17 protein-coding genes and 1 other RNA gene are annotated in these 13,814 nt (G+C 65.7%); 11 read left to right on the top strand and 7 right to left on the bottom strand.

Annotation, left to right across the window (positions count from 1 at the left end):
- Nucleotides 1–4: 4 nt before the first annotated feature.
- From ABD022_RS06870 to ABD022_RS06855, 4 genes are all read right to left on the bottom strand, one after another.
- Nucleotides 5–436, bottom strand: coding sequence for an ExbD/TolR family protein (locus ABD022_RS06870; RefSeq protein WP_325124265.1), 432 nt, complete (start codon nucleotides 434–436; stop codon nucleotides 5–7).
- Between the two features lies 1 nt (nucleotide 437).
- Nucleotides 438–1,112 carry a protein TolQ gene (gene tolQ / locus ABD022_RS06865; protein WP_325124264.1) on the bottom strand — a complete coding sequence of 225 codons (675 nt, stop codon included), beginning with the start codon at nucleotides 1,110–1,112 and terminating at the stop codon, nucleotides 438–440.
- Between the two features lie 2 nt (nucleotides 1,113–1,114).
- On the bottom strand, nucleotides 1,115–1,540 hold the full coding sequence (gene ybgC, locus ABD022_RS06860) for a tol-pal system-associated acyl-CoA thioesterase (RefSeq protein WP_325124263.1): 426 nt from the start codon (nucleotides 1,538–1,540) through the stop codon (nucleotides 1,115–1,117).
- Between the two features lie 106 nt (nucleotides 1,541–1,646).
- The gene (locus ABD022_RS06855) at nucleotides 1,647–3,380 is read right to left on the bottom strand and encodes a proline--tRNA ligase (protein WP_343820600.1); all 1,734 of its coding nucleotides are present in this window, start codon (nucleotides 3,378–3,380) and stop codon (nucleotides 1,647–1,649) included.
- Nucleotides 3,381–3,447: 67 nt separating this feature from the next.
- Here ABD022_RS06855 and ABD022_RS06850 point away from each other — a divergent pair, with 67 nt between their 5' ends.
- The 5 genes from ABD022_RS06850 (at nucleotide 3,448) to ABD022_RS06830 (ending at nucleotide 5,792) form a co-directional block, all read left to right on the top strand.
- Entirely contained in the window at nucleotides 3,448–4,041 is a 594-nt protein-coding gene (locus tag ABD022_RS06850; protein WP_325123923.1) for an RNA pyrophosphohydrolase, read from the top strand.
- Nucleotides 4,042–4,092: 51 nt separating this feature from the next.
- Nucleotides 4,093–4,494, top strand: a complete 402-nt coding sequence (locus ABD022_RS06845) for a hypothetical protein (protein ID WP_325123924.1) — start codon at nucleotides 4,093–4,095, stop codon at nucleotides 4,492–4,494.
- A 2-nt stretch (nucleotides 4,495–4,496) separates the two neighbouring features.
- Nucleotides 4,497–4,799, top strand: coding sequence for a cell division protein ZapA (locus ABD022_RS06840; protein ID WP_325123925.1), 303 nt, complete (start codon nucleotides 4,497–4,499; stop codon nucleotides 4,797–4,799).
- A gap of 39 nt (nucleotides 4,800–4,838) precedes the next feature.
- A non-coding RNA gene (gene ssrS, locus ABD022_RS06835) (6S RNA) lies at nucleotides 4,839–5,018 on the top strand.
- Between the two features lie 54 nt (nucleotides 5,019–5,072).
- Nucleotides 5,073–5,792: an SIMPL domain-containing protein gene (locus tag ABD022_RS06830; protein ID WP_343820597.1), complete on the top strand. Its 720-nt coding sequence runs from the start codon at nucleotides 5,073–5,075 to the stop codon at nucleotides 5,790–5,792.
- Here ABD022_RS06830 and lgt read toward each other — a convergent pair.
- The gene (lgt, locus tag ABD022_RS06825) at nucleotides 5,749–6,549 is read right to left on the bottom strand and encodes a prolipoprotein diacylglyceryl transferase (protein ID WP_343820595.1); all 801 of its coding nucleotides are present in this window, start codon (nucleotides 6,547–6,549) and stop codon (nucleotides 5,749–5,751) included. The two genes, ABD022_RS06830 and lgt, sit on opposite strands and share 44 nt — an antisense overlap.
- A 121-nt stretch (nucleotides 6,550–6,670) precedes the next feature.
- Between lgt and ABD022_RS06820 the strand changes: the two genes are divergently transcribed.
- Together ABD022_RS06820 and msrA are read left to right on the top strand one after the other, a co-directional pair.
- Nucleotides 6,671–7,030 carry a c-type cytochrome gene (locus ABD022_RS06820; protein WP_325123928.1) on the top strand — a complete coding sequence of 120 codons (360 nt, stop codon included), beginning with the start codon at nucleotides 6,671–6,673 and terminating at the stop codon, nucleotides 7,028–7,030.
- A 31-nt stretch (nucleotides 7,031–7,061) separates the two neighbouring features.
- Nucleotides 7,062–7,607 (top strand): peptide-methionine (S)-S-oxide reductase MsrA, encoded by a 546-nt coding sequence (msrA, locus tag ABD022_RS06815; protein ID WP_325123929.1) that lies wholly within the window; start codon nucleotides 7,062–7,064, stop codon nucleotides 7,605–7,607.
- A 49-nt stretch (nucleotides 7,608–7,656) separates the two neighbouring features.
- Here the strand turns inward: msrA and ABD022_RS06810 are convergent, their stop codons facing one another.
- Nucleotides 7,657–8,619, bottom strand: coding sequence for a nucleoside recognition domain-containing protein (locus ABD022_RS06810; RefSeq protein WP_325123930.1), 963 nt, complete (start codon nucleotides 8,617–8,619; stop codon nucleotides 7,657–7,659).
- Nucleotides 8,620–8,726: 107 nt separating this feature from the next.
- Nucleotides 8,727–9,830, bottom strand: coding sequence for a 4-hydroxyphenylpyruvate dioxygenase (hppD, locus tag ABD022_RS06805; protein ID WP_325123931.1), 1,104 nt, complete (start codon nucleotides 9,828–9,830; stop codon nucleotides 8,727–8,729).
- 144 nt (nucleotides 9,831–9,974) lie between these two features.
- On the opposite strand from hppD, the gene ABD022_RS06800 reads away from it, so the two are divergent.
- From ABD022_RS06800 to ABD022_RS06785, 4 genes are all read left to right on the top strand, one after another.
- Nucleotides 9,975–10,451, top strand: coding sequence for an Lrp/AsnC family transcriptional regulator (locus tag ABD022_RS06800; protein WP_325123935.1), 477 nt, complete (start codon nucleotides 9,975–9,977; stop codon nucleotides 10,449–10,451).
- A gap of 188 nt (nucleotides 10,452–10,639) precedes the next feature.
- On the top strand, nucleotides 10,640–12,076 hold the full coding sequence (locus ABD022_RS06795; RefSeq protein ID WP_325123932.1) for a catalase: 1,437 nt from the start codon (nucleotides 10,640–10,642) through the stop codon (nucleotides 12,074–12,076).
- 86 nt (nucleotides 12,077–12,162) lie between these two features.
- On the top strand, nucleotides 12,163–12,471 hold the full coding sequence (locus ABD022_RS06790) for an ArsR/SmtB family transcription factor (RefSeq protein ID WP_325123933.1): 309 nt from the start codon (nucleotides 12,163–12,165) through the stop codon (nucleotides 12,469–12,471).
- A gap of 73 nt (nucleotides 12,472–12,544) precedes the next feature.
- The gene (locus ABD022_RS06785; RefSeq protein ID WP_343820592.1) at nucleotides 12,545–13,729 is read left to right on the top strand and encodes an MFS transporter; all 1,185 of its coding nucleotides are present in this window, start codon (nucleotides 12,545–12,547) and stop codon (nucleotides 13,727–13,729) included.
- The last annotated feature ends 85 nt before the right edge of the window (nucleotides 13,730–13,814 follow it).

Below are 13,814 nucleotides of genomic sequence, written 5' to 3'. Positions count from 1 at the left end.
GGCGTCAGCGCGTGGCCGGGGCGTTCTGGTTGACCAGCAGGCCCAGCTTGCCGATCCCGCCGTTGCGCAACTGATCCATGACCTGCATGACGGATTCGTAGGGCACCTTGCCGTCGGCGGAAATCACCACCGGAGTGTCCGGGGTGGCGGCGGAGCGGACTTCGGCCAGCAGGTTGGCCTTGTCGATGGAGCGGAACGAAGCGCCGCCTTCGCGCACGCGCATGGAAAGCGCACCCTCGGCGTCGATCTGGATCTCGATGGGCGTGACGGGCACGTCGGATGCCGCGCCCACCGAGGGGAGCTCGATCTGGCCCGGCGTGATCATGGGCGCCGTGACCATGAAGATCACCAGCAGGACCAGCATGACGTCGATATAGGGTACGACGTTGATGTCGTTCTTCAAGCGGCGTGAACGGCGGCTGCCGAACGAAGTCATGTCAATGCACCTGACGCTGGAGGATGTTCAGGAATTCCTCGACGAAGCTTTCGAAGCGGATCGAGAGCCGGTCGATCTGGTTGGTGTAGCGGTTGTACGCCAGCACGGCCGGGATGGCGGCGAACAGGCCGATGGCGGTCGCGATCAGGGCTTCGGCGATGCCTGGCGCCACGGCTGCCAGGGTGGCCTGCTGCATGGTCGACAGGCCCATGAAGGCGTGCATGATCCCCCACACCGTGCCCAGCAGCCCGATGTACGGGCTGACCGAGCCGGTCGAGGCGAGAAAGTTCAGGTGCGATTCCAGGCTGTCCATTTCGCGCTGGAAAGCCGCCTTCATGGCTCGCCTGGGCGCGTCCAGCAGGGCATCGCCCCGGCTGGACGAACGGCGCGCCTTGACGAATTCGGTCATGCCCGCGTCGAAGATGCGCGCCAGGGCGCCGTGTTCGTTGCGGCGGCTGGCGATCGCCTGCTGCAGGACCGTCAGGTCGCCGCCGGCCCAGAAGTCGTCCTCGAAGCGGCGGGTCTGCTCGTCGGCGCGCCGCAGGGCCGCGCGCTTGCTGAAGATGTAGGTCCAGGACAGGACCGAAGCGCCGAGCAGGATCAGCATCACGATCTGCACCGGCAGGCTGGCATTGCCGATGAGGGACAGCAGCGACAAATCGCTAGAGGCTTGCATGGTTAATGAAGGGCCTTTTCCAGTAGATCCCTGATGGAGGGGGGGAGACGAATGGGCTTGAAACTGATGGCGTGCACCGTGCAGACCTGGATGTCCGCGCTGGCGAGCAGCGTGTCGTCCCGCAGGGCCTGCTGCCCGAACCGGATCGTCGAGGCGCCCAGCCCGGTCACGGATGTGCGGACGAGGATGCGGTCGTCCAGGCGGGCCGGTTGCCGATAGGCAATGTCCGCATGCTTGACCACAAACATCATCTGTTCCTGTGTTGCGAGAGTGTGTTGATCCATTCCGAGCGCGCGCAGCCATTCCGTGCGGCCGCGCTCGAAGAATTTGAGGTAGTTCGCGTAGTACACGACGCCACCGGTATCGGTGTCCTCGTAATATACGCGAATGGACAGCTCGCCGGGGGGATTGGTTCGATCCGGTTTCATTTTTTGGTGAGGCCTTGTGACACGGTCGTCTTGCAGGCGGTGCCCATGGAGCTGCATGGCACGCGATCCAGGGCCGGTTGCCGGCCCTGGGGCGGGGCGCTGGAATCTACAGGGATTTTAGTCGTTCCACGACGTGCGCCAAGGCATCGGACAGCGCAATGCGCTGCGCCTGTTCGTCGCGGCGCGCCTGGATTTCGACGATGCCGTCCTTCAGTCCGCGATCGCCCAGCGTCACGCGCAGCGGCACGCCGATCAGTTCCCAGTCGGCGAACATGATGCCCGGGCGGGCGTCGCGATCGTCCAGGATCACGTCCACGCCCTGTGCCTGCAGCGCCTGGTACAGGGATTCGGCGGCCTCGCGCACGGCGTCGCTCTTGCCGATGCCGATGGGGCACAGCACGACTTCGAACGGCGCGATGGCGCGCGGCCAGATGATGCCGCGCTCGTCGTGGTTCTGCTCGATGGCGGCGGCCGAGATCCGGCTGATCCCGATGCCGTAGCAGCCCATCTGCAGCACGGCCGGCTTGCCGTCCGTTCCCAGGAAGGTGGCGTTCAGGGCGCGCGAATACTTGTCTCCCAGGAAGAACACGTGGCCGACCTCGATGCCGCGCTGGATGGCCAGGGTGCCGCCTTGCGGATCGGGATCGCCCGCCACCACGTTGCGCAGGTCGGCGACCAGGGCGGGTTCGGGCAGATCGCGGCCCCAGTTCACGCCGCTCAGGTGGTAACCGGCCTCGTTGGCACCGCAGACGAAGTCGCCCATGTTGGCAACGGTGCGGTCGGCGATCACGGTGACGGACTTCGGGTCCACGCCGACGGGGCCCAGGTAGCCCGGGCTGCAGTGGAAGACCGATTCGATCTCGGCCTCGGTCGCCAGGCGGTAGCCATCGCCGAAGCCCGGCAGCTTGCCGACCTTGATCTCGTTGGTTTCGTGGTCGCCCCGGATCAGCAGCAGCCACAGGCGGACGGGGCCGTCGGCGGGCTCGGTGGCCAGCACGACGGACTTGACCGTGCGCGACAGCGGCAGGCCGAGCTGTTCGGCCACGATCTCGCACTTGGGCGCATCGGGCGTGGCGCGTTTTTCCATGGCTTCGCGCGCCGGCTCGCGTTCGGCCAGCAGGCAGGGCGCTTCGGCCAGTTCGATGTTGGCGGCGTAGTCGGAATCGGGGTTGTAGACGATCAGGTCCTCGCCCGTATCGGCGATCACCTGGAATTCGTGGCTGCGCGAACCGCCGATCGAGCCGGTGTCCGCCGCCACGGCGCGGAACGTCAGCCCCAGGCGCGTGAAGATGCGCTGATAGGCGGCGTACATGGCGTCGTAGCTGGCCTGCGCGGCGGCCTCGTCGCGGTCGAAGGAATAGGCGTCCTTCATGGTGAATTCGCGGCCGCGCATCAGGCCGAAGCGCGGCCGGCGCTCGTCGCGGAATTTGGTCTGGATATGGTAGAAATTCACCGGCAGCTGGCGCCAGCTGTGGATCTCGTTGCGGGCGATGTCGGTGATGACTTCCTCGGACGTCGGCTGCAGCACGAAATCGCGCTGGTGGCGGTCCTTGATGCGCAGCAGCTCGGCGCCGTATTGTTCCCAGCGGCCGGATTCCTGCCACAGCTCCGCCGGCTGCACGACCGGCATCAGCAGTTCGATGGCGCCCGCGCGGTTCATTTCCTCGCGCACGATGGCCTCGATCTTGCGCAGCACTTTCAGGCCCATCGGCATGTAGGTGTAGATGCCCCCGGCGATCTTGCGGATCATGCCCGCCCGCGTCATCAACTGGTGGCTGACGACTTCCGCCTCGGCGGGGGCTTCCTTCAGGGTGTTCAGGTGGTACTGGCTGGCGCGCATGGTAGGGATTCCGGTTGGTACGTATAATCGACGGTAATTGTATTGAATTCACAACCGAGGTGGCCCCATGTTGGATCGCGAAGGCTACCGTCCGAATGTCGGCATCATTCTCGTGAACCAGAAAAACGAGGTTTTCTGGGGCAAGCGCATCAGGGAACACGCATGGCAGTTCCCTCAGGGGGGCATCAAGCACGGCGAAACCCCCGTGCAGGCGATGTACCGCGAACTCCACGAGGAAACGGGCTTGCGTGCCGAGCATGTGCGCATTCTGGGACGGACCCGGGACTGGTTGCGTTATACCGTGCCGGATCATTATGTGCGCCGCGAACTGCGCGGCCACTACAAGGGCCAGAAGCAGATCTGGTTCCTGTTGCGCATGGTGGGCCGCGACAGCGACGTCAGCCTGCGCGCCACCGATACGCCCGAATTCGACGCCTGGCGCTGGAATGCTTACTGGGTGCCGCTGGATGCCGTCATCGAATTCAAGCGCGAGGTCTATTCCATGGCGCTCAACGAACTCTCGGGGCTGCTGTTCCGCAAGGGCCGCGAAAACCGCTACCTGCGCCACCGGGGCCCCCGGGCCACGGGCCAGCATGATGATTCCGCCGGCCGGGCGTCCGATGCGCCGGCCGTGAAAATCCCGCGGCCCGAGCAAGTATGATTCAATTCTTCCCGTGGCGCACCGCGCCGGCCCCAAAGAAGGTTTGACCGCATGCTTCAAGACCTCGACGCATTGTCCCGGCGCATCCGCCAAGTCGTCCAGCTGGCGCAGAGCCTGCAGTCCGAGCGTGCCACCCTGCAGGCCAGGGTCCGGCAGCTCGAGCAGGAATGCCAGGCCCTGAAAGACCAGCAGCTGCGCGAAGGCCAGGAATTCGCCCGCATGTCCGAACGGCTCGCCCGCCACGACCAGGAACTTCAGAACGTGCGCGACGAAGCCGGCCAGCACCGGGCTGCCCTGGAATCCCAGGTGCGCGACCACCAGATCCGTACCGATTCCCTGCAGCGCCGCCTGGCCCAGGTCGAGTCCGAACGCGACCGCCTGCGCGAGGCCGCCTCCGGCGCCCAGCAGCAGATCGAACTCATACTCGAGCGCCTGCCGGGCGCGGAGGCCTGAACATGGAACGCGTCGACGTCACCATCCTCGGCCGCGATTATTCGCTGGCCTGCCCGCCCGAAGAAAAGGCTGCCCTGCTGTCGGCCGTGCGCCTGGTCGACCAGCGCATGCTGGCCATCAAGGGCGCCGGGAAGATCGCCAGCAACGAGCGCATCGCCGTGATGGCCGCCATCCAGATCGCCAACGAACTCCTCAGCATGCGGGCGCCCGACGGGCCACTGGGGAATGTTGCCTTGGGCGATTTCAAGGGTAAAATTGAGTCCATGAACGACATGCTCGACGAAGTCCTGGGCACTGCCGTTTGAACAGTTTCTTCCCGGATGCGCCAGGTCATCCGGTCGTTTAAGTCCCTGCCGTGTTCGTGACCTGGCCATACATTCCTTGAACCAATGCTATAGGCATAGGTTGCCGGATTGACAGATAGGAGCGCTGCCTTCACTGGACGGCCCGAAGTCTGACTGATGGCGACCACCGTGAACCCTCGGTTCCGGGATGCCGGCCTAGACGGCACAGGTGGGGCATTACCAGAAAGCTCGTCGTGGTATCGCGACGGGCTTTCGTCTTTTCAGGAGTGGAAAATGTATCGAGGCGTGCGCAATCGCAAGCAACTTCTGGCCGGACTGTCGCTGGTCCTGGCTTCCGTGGCCATGCCGGCCCTGGCCCACGAGGCCGAAGCCGACGAGCCCAGGGCCACGCTGTCGGCCGAGGCCTCGTCCGAGGTTGCGCAGGACACCGTGGAAATCACCCTGGCGGCCGAGCTGTCCGGGGCATCCCAGACAGAAGTCGCCGATGCGCTGAACCAGCGCCTGGATTCGGTCATGAAGCAGGCCAAGGGGCACCAGGGCATCGAGGCCCGCAGCGGGTCCTATCGGATCTGGCCGACCACGGACCGCGAAGGCAAGATCGCCGAATGGCGCGGCCAGGCCGAAATCCTGCTCGAATCGCGCGATTTTCCCGCCGTCTCGAAGCTGGCCGCCAGCCTGGGCGACCGCATGCCGATCTCGGGCCTGTCGTTCTCGGTTTCCCGGGAACGGCGCGCGGCCGAAGAGCAGAAGCTCCTGGCCCAGGCGGTCGATGCATTCAAGGCCCGTGCCCAGGCCCTGACCCAGGCCCTGGGTTTCGGCGCTTATCGTTTCCGCTCGGTCGAACTGGGGGGGCAGGGCGCCGTGCCGCCCGTGCCCATGCCGCGCATGATGATGAGCGCGATGGCTGCCGACAAGGCAGCCGCCCCCGTCGAGGGCGGCCGCGAGCGGGTCAGCGTGTCGGTACAGGGGACGATCGCCTTGCTGCCCAAATGAACAGGGCCAGCCCGATCAGGATCATGGGCAGCGACAGGATCTGACCCATCGATAGCCCGCCCGCCAGCAGCCCCAGGAAATCGTCCGGTTCCCGGGTGAATTCCACCAGGAACCGGAACAGTCCGTAGCCCATCAGGAATACGGCGCTGACCTGGCCCATGGGGCGAGGCTTGCGGGCGAACCACCACACCAGGGCGAACAGGGCAAAGCCCTCGAACCCCATTTCGTAGAGTTGCGAGGGGTGGCGCGGCATGCCGTCGTGCGCCCCCGGAAAGACCATGCCCCAGGGCAGGTCCGTGGGGCGGCCCCACAATTCGCCGTTGATGAAATTGCCCAGGCGCCCGGCGGCCAGGCCCAGCGGAATCAGGGGCGCGATGAAATCCCCGATGGCCAGCAGCGGCTGGCCGCGCTTGCGGGCGAAGAGCAGCATCGCCAGCGTCACGCCGATCAGGCCGCCGTGGAAGGACATGCCGCCTTGCCACACCTGGAAGATCGACAGCGGGTGTGCCAGGTAGTCGTCGAGCTTGTAGAACAGCACGTAGCCCAGGCGCCCGCCCAGCACCACACCCAGCACCCCGTAGAAGATGATGTCCTCCAGGTCGCGCAGCGTCAGGCTGGCGGGCGAAGGATGGTGCTGGATGCGCCAGCGCCCCAGCAGCCAGGCCAGGCCGAATCCGGCCAGATACATGAGCCCGTACCAGTGGATCGCGATGGGACCGAGCTGCAGGGCGATGGGATCGATGTGGGGGTAGGGCATGGATGCGGCAGGGTAGGGAGACAATCATGGATAATACCGTGATCGGGCCGGCAGGAGCCGGCCGGGCGATCGATGACGGGGCGGTGCCCCGGACCAGGACAGCGGGTGGAAGGATCGGGCAATGGCGGGATGCGGCAAGGTGATCGGGATCGTGCTGGCGGGGATGCTGGCGCTGTGCGCGACGGGTGCCCGGGCGAGCGGCGCCTCGGCGGCCGATGGCCTGGCGCTGGCCGGCCAGCGCCAGTGCCTGGGCTGCCATCAGGTCGACGCCCGCCGGGTGGGGCCGCCGTTCCGGGCCATCGCCGAGCGCTTCCAGGGCCGGCCCGAAGCGGCCGGCCACCTGGCGCGCGTCATCCGCGAAGGCAGCCGCGGGCAGTGGGGGGCCATTCCCATGCCGGCCCAGACCCGGTTGTCCGATATCGATGCCCTGCGCCTGGCGTCGTGGATCCTGTCGCTGCAGAAAGATCCGTCCGGCAAGTGAACGGTCCGGCGTGACCGGCAAGGAGAACCGCATGGAACACCAGGAAAACGACTCAACCGGAACCGCGATCTTCGGCGGCGGGTGCTTCTGGTGCCTGGAGCCCGTGTTCCGGGCACTCGATGGGGTGCTGGATGTCATGCCCGGCTATTGCGGTGGTCATGTCGACCATCCCACCTATGAACAGGTCTGCCGCCAGGACACCGGGCACGTCGAGGTCGTGCAGGTGACGTTCGATCCCCGGCGGGTCGGCTATCGCACTTTGCTGGAAGTCTTCTTCGGCACGCACGATCCGACCACGCCCGACCGGCAGGGCAACGACACGGGGCCGCAGTATGCCTCGGTCGTGTTCTGGCGGGACGAGACACAGCGCACCCTGGCCGAGGCGGTGCGCGCCGAGGCGCAGGCAGCCTTCGACGATCCGATCGTCACCCGGATCGAGCGGGCCGGCCCGTTCTGGCCGGCCGAGGAACTGCACCGGGAATACTACCGGCGCAATCCCGAGCAGGGCTATTGCCGGTTCGTCATCGCGCCGAAGCTGGCGAAGTTCCGCCAGCGCTACGCGCACCTGATGCGCTGAAGATAAGCCGCCTTCCCGCGGGCAGCCTGCCGCAATGCGCAAGAGCGGCTCATTGCGCCGATGCGGCCAGCCTGCGGCCCCAGGCGGTGCCCGGCCGCGTCAATGCCGCCAGGGCTGCCAGCACGCCCAGAGTCGCCAGCCCGCGCAGCACCAGGATCACCCATACATCGGCGCCCAGTGCCAGGATCAGCAGGGTGTCTTCGATCAGGGCGTGGCATAGCGACAGCCACGACAGGGCCAGCAGGCGCGTGCGGGGGCTGTAGTTCTCGCGTTCCGCGGCTTCGATGATCAGCGCGCCGCCGTAGGCCAGGCCCAGCAGCACGCCCACCGTGGTCAGGGGCGCGGCGCGTTCTTCCAGGCCGGACAGACGCAGCACGGGGGTCAGCATCCGGGTCACGAGCCGTGTGATACCCAGTCGTTCCAGCACGTCCAGCAGCACCACCAGCCCGACGATGATCGCCAGGACCAGCGCCAGCGACTGTACCGTGGACAAGGCCCAGGACCAGACGTCGGGCGGCCCCTGGGTCAGCCCCGCGTCCTGGCGCATCCACGCCAGGGAGACCGGATCCTGCAGCACGTCCAGCACCCGGCAGATCCAGCAGACGGCGGCGCCGTAGACCAGCGCGACGGCGATGCGCAGCGCCCCTGTGACCAGCGCGCTTGCGCCCGCCCGGCGCACGACGGATTGCTCCGTGGGAATGTTGTGGGCGAACAGCATCATCGCCCCCAGCGCGCTGACCTGGGCCGTCGTCATCTGCAGCCCGTCGGACAGCGCGGCCATCGAGGCCATGCCGCCGTATATATTGGTCAGTGCGGTGGTGGCCCAGATGATCCCGGCTTCGGGCGGCAGCCCCAGCAGTGCCATGGCCGGCGTCAGGGCCTCGCCGGCCAGGCGCACCAGGCCCAGGCGATCGGCGACGTAGACGATCACCATCACCGGCAGCATGATGCGCGTGATCGTCAGGAACATGCGCGTGCTGCGGAGCCGGATGGTGTTCAGGTAGTGGAGCATGGAGACAGGTTCCGGGAAAGGGCCGCGCCGTTGTGCGCGCCGCATTCCGGCATTGTAAGAGGGGACGCCAGCCGTGGAATGGCCGGCGGCCTCTGTGGCTGCCGGGTTCAGGTCCGCAGCACGCCCCGACGGATCTGGTCCAGTTCGATGGATTCGAACAGCGCCTTGAAATTGCCTTCTCCGAAGCCGTCGTTGCCCTTGCGCTGGATGATCTCGAAGAAAATGGGGCCGATCTGGTTGGCGGTGAAGATCTGCAGCAGCAGGCCGCCGTCCGGGGCGCCGTCGAGCAGGATGCGATTGCGGCGCAGGCGTTCCGTATCTTCGCCGTGACCCGGCAGCCGCTTGTCCAGCAGTTCGTAATAAGTGTCCGGGGTATCCAGGAATTTCACCTGCCCCCTGAGCCGTTCCACCGTGCTGTGGATGTCGTCGGTGGACAGGGCGATGTGCTGGATGCCTTCGCCCCGGTACTGCTCCAGGTATTCCTGGATCTGGCCCGGCGTGTCGCCGCCTTCCTCGTTGATGGGGATGCGGATCTGCCCGCAGGGCGAGGTCATGGCCTTGGATTTCACCCCGGTGAGCTGCCCCTCGATGTCGAAGTAGCGGATCTCGCGGAAATTGAAGATGCGTTCGTAGAATTCGGCCCATTCGGCCATCCTGCCGCGGTGCACGTTGTGCGTCAGGTGATCGATGGAGAGCAGGCCGGCACCCTCGTGGCGCAGATCGTCCCGGGCCGTGGCGTGGTCCAGGGGCTCGAAATCCACGTCGTAGATGCCGATGTCTCCGATCCCCCCGTGGCCGTATTTGCCGCGCCAGCGGTCCACCAGGTAGATCAGCGAATCACCGATGCCCTTGATGGCCGGGATGTTGAGTTCCATAGGGCCGCTGTGCGAGTCGAAGCCCCAGGCGCCGCGTTCCAGGGCTGCCCTGTAGGCGTGGGCCGCGTCCTGCACGCGCAGGCCGATGGCACAGATCGACGGGCCGTGCTGGCGCGCGAATCGCTGCGCGAAGGAATCGGGTTCGGCGTTGACCAGGAAGTTGATCGCTCCCTGGCGATACAGCGTGACGGCTTTCTTGCGGTGCCGGGCGATGGCCCGGAAGCCCAGGGCTTCGAACACGCGGCCCAGCGCGGCGGGGTCTTCCGCCGTGTATTCCACGAATTCGAAACCCGCGGTGCCCAGGGGGTTGTCCCAGGGAGTGAAGGATGCGCGCATGAACCTGTCTCCGTCCGTGTTTCGTTCTTGGGTCTCCTTTTGGCATTCTAGGGAAAATGATGGAGGGAAAGATTGCAAATCTGCGGTACGATTCCCTACCGTGACGCAATCATTCATCTAATAATTCGTGGTTGAGACAATATGATGCCTATCGACGACCTGGACAGGACAGATCGCCTGATCCTGTCGCATCTGCAGCGTGATGGCCGTATCAGCAATCAGGACCTGGCGCAGCGGGTGGCCCTGTCGCCCAGCCCCTGCCTGCGGCGCGTCAAGCGCCTGGAAGACCAGGGCTACATCCGCCGCTATGTCGCGCTGGCGGATCCGGAAAAGCTCGGCCTGGGGCTGCTGGCCTATGTCTTCGTGCGGCTGGACAAATCGCACCGTTCCGAGCACGGCGCCATGTCCGCGTTCGCCCGCGACGTCCAGAGCTGGTCGGAAGTCGTCCAGTGCTATGCCATGTCGGGCGATATGGACTATCTGCTGCGCGTCCAGGTCCGGGACCTGGCGGCCTTTTCACGTTTCGCCATGGATACCCTGATGCGGCATCCGGCCGTGGTCGACATCCGCAGCAGCTTTGCGCTGCAGTCCATCAAGGAAACGACTGAATTGCCGACGTAAGTGGCGCCGGCGGCAGCGTGCGGGCTGCGGATTTCTTCCAATAGATGACGTCTATCAAATAAAGAGCAATATTCAATTTTATTTATTGTTCGGGTCTGACTAGACTCTCTCCTCATGCGGATCCCGCCGAAGCGGGATCCCGGTTCCGGCACTGCCCTGGCGGCGGTGTCCAAGCACAGGAGATGCTCATGAAGAAATTGACCACCGCAGCCGGCGCGCCCGTTGCCGATAACCAGAACATCCTGACGGCCGGCTCCCGCGGTCCGGCCCTGCTGCAGGACGTCTGGCTGCTCGAGAAGCTGGCCCACTTCGACCGCGAGGTGATTCCCGAGCGGCGCATGCATGCCAAGGGTGCGGGCGCCTATGGCACCTTCACCGTCACCCACGACATCACCCGCTACACGCGCGCCGCGCTGTTCTCGCAGGTCGGCAAGCAGACGCCGCTGTTCGCCCGCTTTTCCACGGTGGCCGGCGAGCGCGGCGCCGCCGATGCCGAGCGCGACATCCGCGGCATCGCCATGAAGTTCTATACGGAAGAGGGCAACTGGGACCTGGTGGGCAACAACACCCCGGTGTTCTTTTTCCGCGACCCGCTGAAATTCCCCGACCTGAACCATGCGGTCAAGCGCGATCCGGGCACCGGCATGCGCAGCGCCCAGAACAATTGGGAATTCTGGACCGGCCTGCCCGAGGCCCTGCACCAGATCACCATCGTCATGAGCGATCGCGGCATCCCGTCCGACTATCGCCACATGCACCTGTTCGGCAGCCATACCTTCAGCCTCATCAACGCCGCCAACGAGCGCTTCTGGGTGAAATTCCACTTCAAGTCGCAGCAGGGCATCCGCAACCTGACCGACGCCCAGGCCGCGGAACTGATCGGCCGCGACCGCGAGAGTTCGCAGCGCGATCTGTACGACAGCATCGCACGGGGCGACTTTCCGCGCTGGACGCTGTTCATCCAGGTCATGCCCGAGAAAGAGGCCGGCAGCTATCACCTGAACCCCTTCGACCTGACCAAGGTCTGGCCGCATGGCGATTACCCCATGATCGAGGTCGGCGTGCTGGAACTGAACCGCAACCCCGAGAATTTCTTCGCCGAAGTCGAGCAGGCGGCCTTTACGCCGGCCAACGTGGTTCCGGGCATCGGCTTCTCGCCGGACCGCATGCTGCAGGCTCGGCTGTTCTCCTATGGCGATGCCCAGCGCTACCGGTTGGGCGTCAACCACCACCAGATCCCGGTCAATGCGCCGCGTTGCCCCTTCCACAGCTATCACCGCGACGGCGCGATGCGGGTGGACGGCAACCATGGCGGCCTTACCGGCAACCAGCCCAACCGCTCCGGCGAATGGGCCGAGCAGCCCGACTACCGCGAACCGCCGCTCAGTCTGGAAGGCGCGGCCGACCACTGGAATCACCGCGAGGACACGGATTACTTCTCGCAGCCGGGCGCGCTGTTCCGCCTGATGACGCCCGCGCAGCAGCAGGCCCTGTTCGACAATACGGCGCGCGCCATCGCCGGCGTCACGCCCGATGTGCAGGCACTCCATGTCGAGCACTGCACCCAGGCCGATCCCGCCTACGGCGCCGGCGTAGCCGCCGCCATCCGGAAACTGGAAGGCTAGGGCAGGGCACCGGACAGTCCCCCGGGGGCTGTCCGGTGCATGCTGAACGATTTGACGATTTGCAATACGTCGGTTAGTATGGCCGCATGAACCTGGACCTCGACCTGGCGCTGAAGGCGCTGGATAACCCGCACCGGCGCACCGTGCTTTCGGCAATGCGGGATCCGCGCCGGCATTTCAAGCCGGCGGCCGGAATCGATCCCGTCGCCGACGGGGTCTGCGTGTTGCAGATCGCCGATCTCCTGGGCGTCAACCAGTCCACGGCGTCCACCTATATGTCGATTCTGCGCGATGCGGGCCTGGTCTCCGTGTCGCGGATCGGAAAGTACACGCTCTACAAGAGAAACGAGCAATCCGTGACCGAAGTGGCTGCCGCCATCGTCCGGGAACTCTAGCGCCGGGCGGCTGCAATAGGGTCCGCATGGCGCCTTTATATATCGACAAATCCCAAATCGTAGATATGAAATCATGAAAGTGCCTCTTCAGTACCAGATTCTCCTGCTCGCCATGACGACGTTCGTGGCTGGCGCCAACGAATACATCCTGGCAGGCATCCTGGATCTGGTGGCCCCCGGGCTGGGCGCCCCGGTGGCACTGGCCGGCCAGCTGATCACGCTCTATGCTTTCGTGTATGGCCTGTGCGTGCCGATCGTGGTGGCGCTGACCAGCCATATCGGCCGGCGCAAGGTCATGATCACCGCAATGCTCTTGTACGCGTTGGCCAGCATCGCCACGCTGCTGGTCCAGGATTTCTGGACCTTCGTTCCGGTGCGCATCCTCCAAGCGCTCTCGGGCGGGACCGCCGTGGTCACCGCCCTGTCCACGGCAGCCTCGCTGGCCGGCTCGCAACGGCAGGGGCGGGCCATCGCCACGGTCATCATGGGATTTACCGCATCCCTGATCGTGGCCGTCCCGGTCGGGCGGGAAATCGCGCTGCGGTTCGGCTGGCATGCCGTCTTTCCCCTGGTCGGGCTGCTGAGCCTGGTCGTCGCGCTGAGCCACCGTTTCGTGCTGCCCGCCCTGAGTCCTGCGGCTTCCATCCCGCTGCGCGCGCAGCTTGCCTTTCTCCATCGTCCCGCCGTCCTGGCCGGGCTGATGGTGACGGTGCTCTGGATGGCGGGGTATGTCATGACCTATAGTTTCCTGACGCCCTACCTGATCGGTGTGCAGCATCTCGACGGCGCGTCGATCAGTCCGCTGCTCCTGGCGTTCGGGCTGGCCAGCCTGGTGGGTTCGCGGTTCGGCGGCAGCCGTACCGACCGGCACGGATACCACGCGACGCTGGTGGCATCGAAGCTCCTGCAGGCAGCCTGCCTGCTGACCCTGCCGCTGGCTGCCTGGCTATGGCCATCCGGCTCGTTGTATGGAGTCGCCGCTGCCCTGATAATGTGGTCCGCCACGGCGTGGGCAGCGGGACCCGCGCAACAGATCCGCGCCGCGGCCCTGGTGCCGGAAGCGCGGGGTGTCCTGGTCGGGCTCAACCAGTCGGGCATGCAGCTGGGCATCGCCCTGGGCACGGCGTTGGGCGGCATGGCGACCCAGTCAATAAGCCTGGCGGGCCTGCCCTGGCTGTCTGCCGTCCTGGTCCTGGGTTCACTGGTGCTGATGGGTTTCTGCAGGCGTCTGGCCGGCCCGGTAGCGGCACTTCAGTAGGGTATTGGAAACGGGATTTGCACCCGCTTTAAAAAGCGTGCTATAGTCTCGTTTCTTCGCCGCCAGGCACTCGGGTTAACCCCTA

This window comes from Castellaniella daejeonensis (assembly GCF_039523555.1).
Classification (GTDB): Bacteria; Pseudomonadota; Gammaproteobacteria; order Burkholderiales; family Burkholderiaceae_B; genus Castellaniella; species Castellaniella daejeonensis.
The sequence above is the reverse complement of the archived record's forward strand: the minus strand, read 5'-3'. Positions and strand labels throughout refer to the sequence as shown.